The organism is Bradyrhizobium sp. WU425 (assembly GCF_021052305.1).
Lineage (GTDB): Bacteria > Pseudomonadota > Alphaproteobacteria > Rhizobiales > Xanthobacteraceae > Bradyrhizobium > Bradyrhizobium canariense_D.
The window spans coordinates 4194056-4205972 of record NZ_CP088089.1 but is presented as its reverse complement, the minus strand read 5'-3'; the positions used below and the strand labels follow the sequence as shown (position 1 = coordinate 4205972).

Sequence of the window (11917 nt, the reverse complement as noted above, 5' to 3'; positions counted from 1 at the left end):
AAGCTTTGGCGTCTACTTCCCCGCGGCCTTTCGCAGCGCCTCGTTGATGCGGTCCTGCCAGCCGGGCCCGCCGGACTGGAAATGCTCCAGCACGTCCTGGTCGATCCGCAGCGTGACCTGCTCCTTGACCCCCGGCGCCACGTTCTGCTTTGGCGGCGCCGCAGCGACCTTCGCCGTCACCTTCTTGAACGCCGCCTCGGCCTCCGTCCTGGCGTCGCCCAACGTCCGCGGCCGCCTCGGTGGTTGATCCGCCATGTCCTAGATTCCCTCAAACAGAGCCGTCGAAAGATACCGCTCGGAGAAGGACGGCACTATAGCCAGGATGGTCTTTCCCGCAGCTTCGGGGCGCTTGCCGATCTCGACGGCCGCGGCAATCGCGGCGCCCGAGGAGATGCCGCCCGGAATGCCCTCATGCCGCGCCAGTGCCCGCGAGGTCTCGATCGCCGTCGTCGAGTTGACCTTGACGATCTCGTCGATCACCGAGCGATCGAGAATGTCAGGGACGAAGCCCGCACCGATGCCCTGGATCTTGTGCGGCGTGTGCTGGCCACCCGACAGCACCGGGCTCTCCTCCGGCTCGACCGCAACCACGCGCAGCGAGGGCTTGCGCGGCTTCAGCACCTGGCCGACGCCGGTGATGGTGCCCCCGGTGCCGACGCCGGCGACGAAGAAGTCGATGTTGCCGGCGGTGTCATTCCAGATCTCCTCCGCGGTGGTGCGGCGGTGCACCTCGGGATTGGCGAGATTCTTGAACTGCTGCGGCATCACCGAATTCGGCGTCGTCTTCAACAGCTCTTCGGCCGTCGCGATCGCGCCCTTCATGCCTTGCGCGGCCGGTGTCAGCACCAGCTCCGCGCCCAGAAAGGCCAGCATCTTGCGGCGTTCGATCGACATCGACTCCGGCATGACCAGCTTGAGCCTATAGCCGCGCGACGCCGCGACGAAGGCCAGCGCGATGCCGGTATTGCCGGAGGTCGGTTCGATCAGCACGGTGTCGGGCTTGACGATTCCGGCCTTCTCCATGGCGATGATCATGGCCGCGCCGATGCGATCCTTCACGCTTGCGGCGGGATTGAAATATTCAAGCTTTGCCAAAATGGTCGCGTTCACGCCATGCATGCCCGGCAGCCGGCGCAAGCGCACGATCGGCGTGTCGCCAAAAGCATCGACGATCGAGTCATAGATCCGGCCGCGGCCGGGTTGGTGCGCTGCACCCGTGGTGGACGATGCGTCCATGATGAACTCCCTGTGGCGACGATTGTGCTTCTAGACAGCCTGCGGCGACACGCAAGCGAGATTGCGTTACATGTTAAATACGCTGCATCGCAAAATCGCGTGAGCAATAATTATCAGAAAACCAACGCATTTGTGTTGCGACCTCGTCAACTGATTCTGCTTATGTTAGACTTAGGTCTCAAGCTGGGAGGTCACCACGATGTCAGCAGTCGCTGAAGTGTTGTCGACCGTCGCACCGAACCGCGCTCCGCGTTGCAGTGAGTTGCCGGCCTGTCCCGTCTGCGCCGACTCCATGATCGCCGCCGAAGGTTCTGCGTATTTGTCGGAACACGTGATCAGCTATCTCTGGACTTGCGACAATTGCGGCTACGGCTTCGTGACCAAGCACTCCGTCAAGCAGCGCCTCGTCTGCAACTGACGTTTTGCACTTGACCTAGCGCGGGGCGATGTCGCCCCTCCCCCAGTCTTCGCGCGTACGCCGATAGAACTCCTCGAACGTTCCCTGTGCGATCGCATCCCTGATGCCCTGCATCAGGAACTGGTAATAAGCGATATTGATCTCGGACAGCAGCATCGCACCCAGCGTCTCGCCCGCCTTGACGAGATGGTGCAAATAGGCGCGCGCGTAGCTGCGCGCCGACGGCCAGGAGCTCTCTTCGTCGAGCGGACGGGGATCGTCGGCGTGGCGCGCGTTGCGCAAATTCACCTGGCCGAAGCGTGTGAAGGCAACGCCATGCCGGCCATTGCGCGTCGGCATCACGCAGTCGAACATGTCGATGCCGCGCTTGACCGCCTCGAGGATGTCGTCGGGTGTGCCGACGCCCATCAGGTAGCGCGGCCGCTCTCTCGGCAGCAGCGGTGCTGTCTCGTCGATCATCGCCAGCATCACCGCCTGCGGCTCACCGACGGCGAGGCCGCCAATGGCATAACCATGGAAACCGATCTCGATGAGGCCTTGCGCGCTGGCATGGCGAAGCTGGGGTATGTCGCCGCCCTGCACGATGCCGAACAGCATGTAGCCGTCGGGCGCGCTCTCGAAGGCGCGCTTGCTTCGCTCGGCCCAGCGCAGCGACAATTGCATCGCGCGGTCGATGTCGGCGCGCTCGGCGGGCAGTCGCACGCATTCGTCCATCTGCATGGCGATATCGGAGCCGAGCAAACGCTGCACCTCGATCGAGCGCTCCGGCGACAGCTCGACCTTGGCGCCGTCGATATGCGAACGGAAGGTCACGGCCTGCTCGCTGACCTTGCGCAGATCCGCCAGCGACATCACCTGGAAGCCGCCGGAATCCGTCAGCATCGGCCCGTTCCAGCCGGTGAATGTCTGCAAGCCGCCAAGCGCCGCGATCCGCTCGGCGCCGGGACGCAGCATCAGATGATAGGTGTTGCCGAGCACGATGTCGGCACCGGCCTCACGCACCTCGCGCCAGTGCATGCCCTTCATCGCGCCGGCGGTACCGACCGGCATGAAGGCGGGCGTGCGCACCACGCCGTGCGGCGTGGTCAGGCGCCCGGTGCGCGCGGCGCCATCGGTGGCGAGCAGTTCGAAATGATTGGGCAGAGCGGTGTCAGGACGATTCATGACGGTGCTTATTGCGTGTCGGAGCAGGCCAATCAACCCGCTCGGGCGATGCCTCGGCCGGCTTATGCATCAGACTGGGACAATGGGTGCAAATATTGGGGACACGGAATTGTGCGCCAGCGACGCTTGTTAAACAAAACGATACAGTGTAGTTTTACCTTGGGCTGGACGGGATGCCGCGGCGATGTTGCCGGCGGCGGTAGATGCGTGATCGTCAGCCACCGCAATGCCCCTCCCTTCAAGTTCGACTGACCCAGCCGGCCGTTCGCATGGCTGGACGAGGTGGACCGGCGCCCGCCTGTTCGGATTGCTGGTCCTGACGTGCAGCTTGGCGCTCGGCGCCTGCACCTCCCTGCCCCGCACGCCCTATACGGCCACCGAAGCCAGCACATCGCGCGTGCTCGATATTGATGGCCTGCGGCGCTACGCCGACGAACCCATCACGAAATTCAATTTCGAGAAGGACACCAGCACCGCGACGAAGTCCTACCTGGCGCTCTCAGGCGGCGGCGCAGATGGCGCCTACGGCGTCGGTGTGCTCAACGGCTGGACCGCGGCCAAAACCCGTCCCACCTTCTCGGTGGTCTCGGGCGTGAGCACCGGCGGCCTGATTGCGCCCTTTGCGTTTCTCGGCTCGCGATATGACGACACGTTGAAGGAGGTCTACACCAGCGGTGTCGCGGAGAGCCTGTTGAGTGATCCCAGCATCATGCGCGTGCTGTTCGGGTCCGGCCTGTTCGGCAACACGCGGCTGCGCGAGCTCGTCGCCCGCTATGTCGGCCCCGAAATCATGGCGCAAGTCGCTCGTGAAAACGCCAAGGGCCGAAGGCTGCTGGTGGTGACGACCGATCTCGACACCCAGCGCACCGCGATCTGGGACATGGGCAAGATCGCCGAGGTCGGCACGTCCGAGGCGCTCAAGCTGTTTCGCGACGTGATGGCGGCCTCCGCCAGCATCCCGCTGGTGTTTCCGCCGATCATGATCGACGCCGAAGGCGAGGGCCGCAGATTTCAGGAGATGCATGTCGACGGCGGCGTGACGGCCCCGGTGCTGACGCTGCCGGAAGCCTTGCTTTTCCAGGGCAGTCGCCTTCCCGGCCCTGCGAAGCTGGACATCTACATCCTCGTCAACAAGAAGATCGAACGCAATTTCGAGCTCGTTTCCAACAGCACCATCGACGTTGCCTCCCGCAGCCTGTCGTCGATCACCCAGTCGCAGACCCGCTCGATCATCTTCTCGACTTATGATTTTGCGAGGCGCAACCGCCTGGGCTTCCATCTCTCCTATATCGCGCGCGATTATCCGGCCGCCCCCTCGGAAGGGTTCGACACCGCTTATATGCGAGCGCTGTATCAGTACGGATACGAGAAGGCGGCTTCGGGCGAGGCCTGGACTTCGACGCCTCCGTGAGCGCTCGGTGAGGAACGGGGCCGTGCCGAGACGGTTGACGATGCGGTCATTCGGCCAGATTAGCCATGACGCACTCGTTGCCGCGCGTTATAGAGCAATGACTGATGTCACGACCGCGCAGGAATCATTGGGCATGGGATTGACTGCGACCAGGACAAGACCGGCGGCGCCGCGGCGCGAGGTGCCGAAATCGCGCGGCGGCCGGCCGACGAAAAGCGCCGCGATCGAGCGCGATCAGCGGCTGATCGAGGTCGCCACCCGCCTATTCCTGGATCGCGGCTTTGACGCGACCTCGCTCGATGCGGTCGCGGAAGCCGCGCGAGTGAGCAAGCCCACCGTCTATGCCCGTTACGGCGACAAGCGCGGCCTGTTTGCAGCCGTGCTGAGACGCGAGATCGCGCGATGGCTGGCACCGCTGTCCGCGGCAGCCGAGACGCAGCTCGGCAGCGCCTCGGATATCTCGGTCGAGCAACGGCTGGTCGAGATCGGGCGCGAGATGCTGACATTCACCTGCGGACCCGATGCCGTCGCCTTCAGCCGCATGATGACGTCGCAGGCCATCAACTTTCCCGACATCGCCAAGCTCGGCAAGGAGGAAGGCTGGCTCAAGGCCGTCGCCACCACGGCACGCTTCTTCGACCATCTGGTGGCGCAAGGCGCGCTCGACGTCGACGACACCACCATCGCGGCGGAAGTGTTTCTCGACGTCGTCGTCGGTCATAACCATCGTCTGGCGACGTTTGGAACGCCGCCGGAGATGAAGGCCGCGGAAAAGCGCATGCGCGCTGCGATCAAGCTGTTCCTGGCAGGCGCGCTGGGATCAGCGGACGGCAGCCAGAGTGCCGCCAAGGGCACGCAGCGGCGGCGCCCATCGCGCTGACAATTCCGTGAGCTTACGATCTTTCCAGGAGATCTCGTGGCCGCGCCGTTGACCGAAACAAAACGATACGGTATTGTTTAATTATAGGGCGATGCGGATCGCTTTTTCACCAGCCCCAAGAGGTCCGCACCGCTTCGATCGTCGCGGCGGTACAGCCCGTCGCGACGCTCAGCGGCCGACCGATGCCCAAGGTCGGCCGCAAATTCTTGACGATCATCCGGCATACTCGCTGGCCGAGGGTTCGAGCATGACGACGGCCAAACGACGGATCTCGGGACTGCTCGCGATCGCCCTGTCCGCACTCCTCCTCGCAGCGCCGGCGCGGGCGATCGTGAGCACGGGCACGCCGACCACCCTTCACAGCGACACAGATGGTGACGCCGAGGTCGACCGCCAAGCGGTCAGCCGCGAGATCGAGCGCTTCCGCAGCTCGTCGATCTCGATCAACCAGGCCATGGCGATTGCGGAAGCCCGCCACGTCGGTGCCACCACGGCGGATGTGAGTTTCGACGGAGCCTCAGGCGTGCCGGTCTACCGGGTGAAGACCCTGCACAACGACCGGATCTGGCGCCACACCATCAATGCCGCGACCGGCGAGCTCGTCGGCGGGGAAGCCGCCCTCCCTCTCGCCGAGCTCGACCTCGACGATCGCAGCAATCTCGCAGCGCTCGGTGCCATCAAGCACCGACTTGCGGATGCCGTCCACGTCGCCGAGCGCGCGGCCTCCGGCAAAGCCATCAGCGGCGGACTGGTGCGCGAACGCGGCCGGCTGAATTTCGCGATCGTCGTCATCAGTGGCGACAACCTCAAGGAGGTCATCCTCGAACCGCCGGGCGCCCGGACCAAATAGCGGCAGCCCCAATCCCGCCGAAAAGCCATTGACGGGGGCAGGACTCTCCCGCATAAGCTCCCGCCATGTTCGCGACCACCAAACGCACGACTAAAACCACCACGGCCTTCGGGGCCCGGGGAGGCGTGCGCGTGTAGTCGTCGACTAGAACGCAATCCACTCTACCGAAGCCCCGCCCATGATGGTCCGGGGCTTTTTTGTTGTTTAGATCGCAATTCAATGGAGGACAAAGTGAGTAACGATCCCGTCGTCGCGATTGTCGGCGTCACCGGTGCGGTGGGCGCCGAATTCATCGCCACCATGGACAAGCGCGGCTTTCGCGTCGGCAAGCTCAAGGCGCTGGCGAGCGCCCGCTCGGCCGGCAAGACGGTGTCGTTCCATGGGCAAGACGTCATCATCGAGGAGCTGACCGAACGCGCCTTCGAGGGCGTTGACATCGCCCTGTTCTCCGCTGGCGGCAGCATCTCCAAGAAGTTCGCGCCGATCGCGGTCAAGGCCGGCGCCGTCGTCGTCGACAACTCCTCCGCCTTCCGCATGGACCCGAACGTGCCGCTGGTGATCCCCGAGATCAACGCGAACCGCATCCGCGACCACAAGGGCATCATCGCCAACCCGAACTGCGCCGCCATCACGGCGCTGGTGCCGCTGTGGCCGATCCACCAGAGCAACCGCATCAAGCGGGTGATCATCTCGACCTACCAGGCGGCCTCCGGCGCCGGCGCTGCCGCGATGGAGGAGCTGGTCGAGTCCACCCGCGCCAACCTCAACGGGCAGGTTTATACGCCGAAGGTGATGCCGCATCCCTACGCGTTCAACCTCTTCAACCACAACACGGCGATCGACCCTGACACCGGCTACAACGACGAAGAGACCAAGGTCATCAACGAAACCCGCAAGATCTTTGAGGACGACAAGATCGCGATCGGCGTCACCTGCGTGCGTGTGCCGGTGCTGCGGGCTCATTGCGAGGCCATCACCTTCGAATGCGAGAAGCCGATCAGCGAGGACCAGGTCCGCGCCATCATGGCACGAGCGCGCGGCGTCAAGGTCGTCGACGACCGTGCCAGGAACTACTTCCCGATGCCGATCGACGCCTCGGGCCAGGACGACGTCCTGGTCGGCCGCATCCGCAAGGACTTCAGCGACCCCTCCGGGCATTCGATCTCGATGTTCGTGGCGGCGGACCAGCTGCTCAAGGGCGCTGCGCTCAACGCGGTGCAGATCGCGGAGCTCCTGCCACAGCGGGTGATGGCGTAACGGAAGATGCGTAAGGTGGGCAAAGGCGCGCAAGCGCCGTGCCCACCACTTCGCATCAAGAAAGTTGGTCGGCACGCTTCGCTTTGCCCACCCTACAATGGCAAACAGCGCGGTCAGGTCAACGCGGGGAGAATGTCTGTCTTAGCAAAGTCGGCTCCCTTGAAGAGCAGCGGTTGCGAACGCGCTTTCGCCAAAGCGTAGACCGCACAATCGACGATGTTGAGCTGCGCCGGATGTCCCCCGCCCGTGCCGAAGCGTTGAAATGCCTCGAACGCGCCTTTCGCCATGTCTGCGTCGAACGGCACTACGACAATCCCGGCAGTCTCCAGCAATTCGTCGAAGAACTTCACGGCCGATGCTCCGAAGCGAGCAGAGAGAACGATCTTGGTTTCCAGGATTGCTACTGCTGACATCGACAGGCTGGCAGCATCCAGCATGGCTTTCCGATAGCGCTGCCCATCTGGCTCGTTGGTGACGGTCGCGACGATCGCAGACGTATCCAGCACCATCAGGACGGCAGCCCGAAACGGTCATAGCCGAGGATTTCGTCTGCAGGCCGAGAATCGAGAACGGGCAAGCCAGCGGTTCGCTCGAAGAACGACGTCAGGGCGGCCCTCCTATCGACCGCCGGCGATGCCACGCGAGACAAGCGCTCCTCGATGGCGCGTTCGAGCGCCGTCTCGATATCTTCCCCCGTCAGGCGGGCGAGGCGCTGGGCAAGCTCATCGACTTTCGCGGAACGGATGTTCATCGGCCACTCGATCCATGCAAAACGTATGAGCAGTATAGCACGAGAACGCCGCCGGCGTCACTCCCGCGCCGGAAACAGCAAACAGGCATCCCCGTACGAATAGAACCGATAGCCGGTTGCGATCGCGTGTGCATAGGCTTGCTGCATCGCCTCCAGCCCGGAGAACGCCGACACCAGCATGAACAGTGTCGACTTCGGCAAATGGAAATTGGTCAGCAGAATATCAACGGCGCGGAAGCGATAGCCGGGGGTGATGAAGATCGACGTCTCGGCGGCGAACGGCTCAATGGTGCCGTCCTCGCTGGCTGCGCTTTCGATCAGGCGCAACGACGTGGTGCCAACCGCGATGATACGGCCGCCGTTCTTGCGCGCCGTGTTGAGCCGCTCCGCCGTCTCGGACGACAGCGTACCCCACTCGGCATGCATCTTGTGGCCTTCGGTGTCGTCCACCTTCACCGGCAGGAAGGTCCCTGCCCCGACATGCAGCGTGACGCGATTGATGCCGACGCCGCGCGCGTGCATCGCCTGCTCCAGCGCCGGGGTGAAATGCAGGCCTGCTGTCGGCGCGGCAACGGCGCCTTCGTTCACAGCGAACATGGTCTGGTAGTCGGCGAGATCCTGATCATCAGGCGTGCGTTTCGAGGCGATGTAGGGCGGCAGCGGCGGGCTGCCGAGATCGGCGATGGCTTGATCCAGCGTCGGGCCGTGAAACGAAAATGACAGCGTCACCTCGCCTTCCCCGCCCTTCGCCTCGACCTCGGCGTCGAGATGGCCGAGCAGGCAGACCTTGCCCTCATTGCCGAAGCGGATGCGGTCGCCGGCGATGAGTTTCTTGGCAGGCTTCACCAACGCCTGCCAGCGCGAGCCGTCGAGGCGCTTGATCAGCGTTGCCTCGATCTTCGGCTCGGTCTCGCGGCCGATGCGACGGCCTTTTAATTGCGCCGCGATCACCTTGGTGTCGTTGACGACGAGCTGGTCGCCCGGCTTCAGCCATTGCGGCAGGTCGGTGATGATTTGGTCGCGCAGCGTGCCGCGATCGACGACCAGCATCTTCGCGGAGTCGCGCGGGCTCGCCGGGCGCAATGCGATGCGCTCGGCGGGCAGGTCGAAATCGAAGAAGTCGGTGCGCATCTCGGACTCAGGGCCGTACAGTCACTCCTCATCCTGAGGGGTGCGGAACGCGCGTCTCGACGGATGAAGGCCCCGCTGCTGCAGCTCGGCCTTCATGGTTCGAGACGGCGCCACGCGCCTCCTCACCATGAGGGTTGAACGCCTACGCCGCGTCAGCCGCCATCCGCGCCTTGACGATCTTGTCGGGGTTCTGCACGGGCTCGCCACGCTTGATCTTGTCGACGTTCTCCATGCCCTCGGTGACCTTGCCCCACACCGTGTACTGGTTGTCGAGGAAGCGGGCATCGTCGAAGCAGATGAAGAACTGGCTATCGCCGGAATCCGGGCTGGCGGCGCGCGCCATCGAGGTGGTGCCGCGCACATGCGGCTCCTTGTTGAACTCGGCCTTCAGCTTCTGGCCGGAGCCGCCGGTGCCGGTGCCCTGGGGGCAGCCGGTCTGCGCCATGAAGCCGTCGATCACGCGATGGAACACGATGCCGTCGTAGAAGCCTTCGCGCACGAGTTCCTTGATGCGTGCGACGTGGCCGGGCGCCAGATCAGGCCGCATCTCGATGGTGACGGGGCCCTGCGTGGTCTCGAGGATCAGTGTGTTTTCGGTGGCGCTCATGCTCGTCTCTCTTGGGTTGGGGGTGAAGTCCTGTCAGGTGAAGACTTGCGGTTGCGAAACTGGATCGCGAACGGACGCCCCGCAGCGGCGCCGGCCATCGCATCGGTAAATGGCATCGGCGTGCAGCGTTGCAATGCCTCCATCACCGCGACCCGGTATTGCAGCCGGTCATTGTCGGAAGCCTCCGCGGATTCATAGGTAATCCTCGGATGGCCCAGAATGTTTCCAGCCCGGTTGAAGCTCACCACGACGGTGATGTCGATCGGGCGGGCCCTGGCGGCGGGCGGCGGCTTCCAGCAGGTGCGCAAATGCCGGAAGATGTCCTGGATGGTGTTGACCTGTGCGTCCTCGGCGACCGCGCCCGGGACGCCGAGCAGCAGCACCGCGGCAACCAGCAGGAGCTTGCCACCGCAGCGCGCCATCGCCGCTCCTACTTGATGTCGGAAGCGACCTGCACCTTCACCATCTTGTCGGGGTCGGTGACGGTGCCGCCGCTCGATCCGGGAGGCGCCTTCTTCAGCTTGTCGACGACGTCCATGCCCTGCACGACCTCGCCGATCACGGTGTACTGGTTGTCGAGGCTGCCGCCGTCGGCAAACATGATGAAGAACTGCGAATTTGCGGAGTCGACGCTGTCGCCGCGCCGGGCCATGCCGACGATGCCGCGCGCAAAATGCACCTTCGAGAATTCCTGCTTCAGGTTCGGATATTTCGAGCCGCCGGTGCCATTGAAGTTCTGACCGTCGCCGGTCTGCGCCATGAAGCCATCCATGACGCGGTGGAACGGCACGTTGTTGTAAAAACCCTCGCGCGCGAGCTGCTTGATGCGCTCGGCGTGCTGGGGCGCAAGGTCCGGCCGGAGCTTGATGACGATGCGGCCCTTGGTGGAGTCGATGACGATGGCGTTGGCCTTGTCGAGGCCGGCCGGCAAGGCTTGCGCGAAGGCCGGCACCGCGAACAGAACCGCGGCAAGAACTGCGAGAATTCGGATCATGACAACTCCGGATCAGAGATGAGAAAGGAAACCCGCCGTTATCAGGCGAATTTTGCCTTGAGCTGGGCCGCAACCAGCGGCGGAACGAAGGCCGAGACATCCCCGCCCATGGCAGCGATCTGGCGCACCAAAGTGGCGGTGATCGGGCGGACCATGGGAGAGGCCGGCAGGAAGATCGTATGCACCTCGGGCGCCATGGCCTCGTTCATGCCGGCGAGCTGCATCTCGAAGTCGAGGTCGGTGCCGTCGCGCAGGCCCCGAATCATGATCGTGGCACCGTGCTTGCGCGCCGAGGTCACCGACAGATCGTCAAACGTCACGGCCTCGAGCAAGCAGCCGGCCTGGGCGGCCACCGGCCCGCAGACGTCATGGAGCATCTTCAGCCGCTCCTCGGTCGAGAACAGAGGCTTCTTGCCGGGGTGCACCCCGATCGCGACAACAAGCCTGTCGCACAGCGACACGCTGTGCCGGACCACGTCCAGATGGCCGTTGGTGATGGGGTCGAAGGAACCTGGATAGAAGGCAATGCGCGGCATGGCCACGTCCTACCGCGCCCTGCCCGGCCCGGCAAGCCGGTCAAGTTCCCTGGCGGTTTTTCCGCAGAAGCGTGTCGGAATGCGCCGAATTGTTTCGTCCTAAGGGCGGCCACGACACAAAACGGAGCGCGAACGAAACCATTTCCCGCGTTCGCGAAGACGTCCGGAAACTGGCCATGGTTACTAATCCAGCCAACGAACGACGGGCCGCACACTGGGCGTAGCGGCCGCATCACAGGGGACTGTCATGATCAAGGCTCTTTCGGCGATCGCCATTTCTGCGTGTGTTGCTGCCACCCTCACGCTCCTGCCCGGCTTCGCCCCCACCGTCGAGGCGAGCGTGCCGCAGCCGCTTGCCAAGAGCGACCGGCTCGATATCCGCACCGTCGGCAAGGACTGCTCGCAGCAGGCCTGGCCGAATTTCGAAGCGTCCTGCCTCCGCCAGGCCGGCACCAAAGCCAACATCCGCGAGGCTCGCCTTGTGACTGCCAACCGTACTCCGTAGTGGGGGTCTGTCAGTTTCGCGTCAGCTAACTCTCAAGATAAACCCCAAAGATATACCCCATGGATATTTGCGACGTCCCGTCGCACACTGCCTGATGCTCGCGCCCGTCGGAATGACCCGTCGGGCGCGATCCCATCGGGGGGTCGCCATTGTCCAGTACGCCTGCAGTCGCCTCCG

At 64.1% G+C, this 11917-nt stretch carries 16 protein-coding genes; 6 read left to right on the top strand and 10 right to left on the bottom strand.

Going from position 1 to position 11917, the window contains the following annotated elements; all coding sequences use genetic code 11:
- Nucleotides 1-12: 12 nt before the first annotated feature.
- Both BcanWU425_RS20430 and cysK read right to left on the bottom strand, forming a co-directional pair.
- Nucleotides 13-255 (bottom strand): BrnA antitoxin family protein, encoded by a 243-nt coding sequence (locus tag BcanWU425_RS20430; RefSeq protein ID WP_007610629.1) that lies wholly within the window; start codon nt 253-255, stop codon nt 13-15.
- A 3-nt stretch (nt 256-258) separates the two neighbouring features.
- Nucleotides 259-1236: a cysteine synthase A gene (gene cysK, locus BcanWU425_RS20425; RefSeq protein ID WP_018457976.1), complete on the bottom strand. Its 978-nt coding sequence runs from the start codon at nt 1234-1236 to the stop codon at nt 259-261.
- Between the two features lie 199 nt (nt 1237-1435).
- Here cysK and BcanWU425_RS20420 point away from each other — a divergent pair, with 199 nt between their 5' ends.
- On the top strand, nt 1436-1654 hold the full coding sequence (locus BcanWU425_RS20420) for a hypothetical protein (protein ID WP_026233474.1): 219 nt from the start codon (nt 1436-1438) through the stop codon (nt 1652-1654).
- Nucleotides 1655-1669: 15 nt separating this feature from the next.
- Here BcanWU425_RS20420 and tgt read toward each other — a convergent pair whose 3' ends face one another.
- Entirely contained in the window at nt 1670-2818 is a 1149-nt protein-coding gene (gene tgt, locus BcanWU425_RS20415; RefSeq protein WP_204511268.1) for a tRNA guanosine(34) transglycosylase Tgt, read from the bottom strand.
- 226 nt (nt 2819-3044) lie between these two features.
- Here tgt and BcanWU425_RS20410 point away from each other — a divergent pair, with 226 nt between their 5' ends.
- The 4 genes from BcanWU425_RS20410 to BcanWU425_RS20395 all read left to right on the top strand — a co-directional run bounded on the left by BcanWU425_RS20410 (nt 3045) and on the right by BcanWU425_RS20395 (nt 7216).
- The gene (locus BcanWU425_RS20410; RefSeq protein ID WP_204511269.1) at nt 3045-4229 is read left to right on the top strand and encodes a patatin-like phospholipase family protein; all 1185 of its coding nucleotides are present in this window, start codon (nt 3045-3047) and stop codon (nt 4227-4229) included.
- A gap of 133 nt (nt 4230-4362) precedes the next feature.
- Nucleotides 4363-5109 carry a TetR/AcrR family transcriptional regulator gene (locus tag BcanWU425_RS20405; RefSeq protein WP_018457980.1) on the top strand — a complete coding sequence of 249 codons (747 nt, stop codon included), beginning with the start codon at nt 4363-4365 and terminating at the stop codon, nt 5107-5109.
- Between the two features lie 247 nt (nt 5110-5356).
- Complete coding sequence (locus tag BcanWU425_RS20400) at nt 5357-5959, top strand: PepSY domain-containing protein (RefSeq protein WP_204511270.1); 603 nt, start codon at nt 5357-5359, stop codon at nt 5957-5959.
- 219 nt (nt 5960-6178) lie between these two features.
- Nucleotides 6179-7216 carry an aspartate-semialdehyde dehydrogenase gene (locus BcanWU425_RS20395; protein ID WP_231188458.1) on the top strand — a complete coding sequence of 346 codons (1038 nt, stop codon included), beginning with the start codon at nt 6179-6181 and terminating at the stop codon, nt 7214-7216.
- Between the two features lie 113 nt (nt 7217-7329).
- Here BcanWU425_RS20395 and BcanWU425_RS20390 read toward each other — a convergent pair whose 3' ends face one another.
- The 7 genes from BcanWU425_RS20390 to coaD form a co-directional block, all read right to left on the bottom strand.
- Nucleotides 7330-7725 carry a type II toxin-antitoxin system VapC family toxin gene (locus BcanWU425_RS20390; RefSeq protein WP_231188457.1) on the bottom strand — a complete coding sequence of 132 codons (396 nt, stop codon included), beginning with the start codon at nt 7723-7725 and terminating at the stop codon, nt 7330-7332.
- Nucleotides 7725-7967, bottom strand: a complete 243-nt coding sequence (locus BcanWU425_RS20385; protein ID WP_085353162.1) for a type II toxin-antitoxin system VapB family antitoxin — start codon at nt 7965-7967, stop codon at nt 7725-7727. The genes BcanWU425_RS20390 and BcanWU425_RS20385 overlap by 1 nt, the downstream gene beginning before the upstream one ends.
- A 57-nt stretch (nt 7968-8024) precedes the next feature.
- Nucleotides 8025-9098: a tRNA preQ1(34) S-adenosylmethionine ribosyltransferase-isomerase QueA gene (gene queA / locus BcanWU425_RS20380; protein WP_204511272.1), complete on the bottom strand. Its 1074-nt coding sequence runs from the start codon at nt 9096-9098 to the stop codon at nt 8025-8027.
- A 142-nt stretch (nt 9099-9240) separates the two neighbouring features.
- The gene (locus BcanWU425_RS20375) at nt 9241-9705 is read right to left on the bottom strand and encodes a peptidylprolyl isomerase (RefSeq protein ID WP_018457987.1); all 465 of its coding nucleotides are present in this window, start codon (nt 9703-9705) and stop codon (nt 9241-9243) included.
- Nucleotides 9702-10127 carry a hypothetical protein gene (locus BcanWU425_RS20370; RefSeq protein WP_018457988.1) on the bottom strand — a complete coding sequence of 142 codons (426 nt, stop codon included), beginning with the start codon at nt 10125-10127 and terminating at the stop codon, nt 9702-9704. The genes BcanWU425_RS20375 and BcanWU425_RS20370 overlap by 4 nt, the downstream gene beginning before the upstream one ends.
- Before the next feature lie 8 nt (nt 10128-10135).
- Entirely contained in the window at nt 10136-10699 is a 564-nt protein-coding gene (locus tag BcanWU425_RS20365; RefSeq protein WP_231188456.1) for a peptidylprolyl isomerase, read from the bottom strand.
- A 41-nt stretch (nt 10700-10740) separates the two neighbouring features.
- Complete coding sequence (gene coaD, locus BcanWU425_RS20360; RefSeq protein ID WP_204511274.1) at nt 10741-11235, bottom strand: pantetheine-phosphate adenylyltransferase; 495 nt, start codon at nt 11233-11235, stop codon at nt 10741-10743.
- 247 nt (nt 11236-11482) lie between these two features.
- Here coaD and BcanWU425_RS20355 point away from each other — a divergent pair, with 247 nt between their 5' ends.
- Nucleotides 11483-11740 carry a hypothetical protein gene (locus tag BcanWU425_RS20355; protein WP_018457991.1) on the top strand — a complete coding sequence of 86 codons (258 nt, stop codon included), beginning with the start codon at nt 11483-11485 and terminating at the stop codon, nt 11738-11740.
- Nucleotides 11741-11917: the final 177 nt, after the last annotated feature.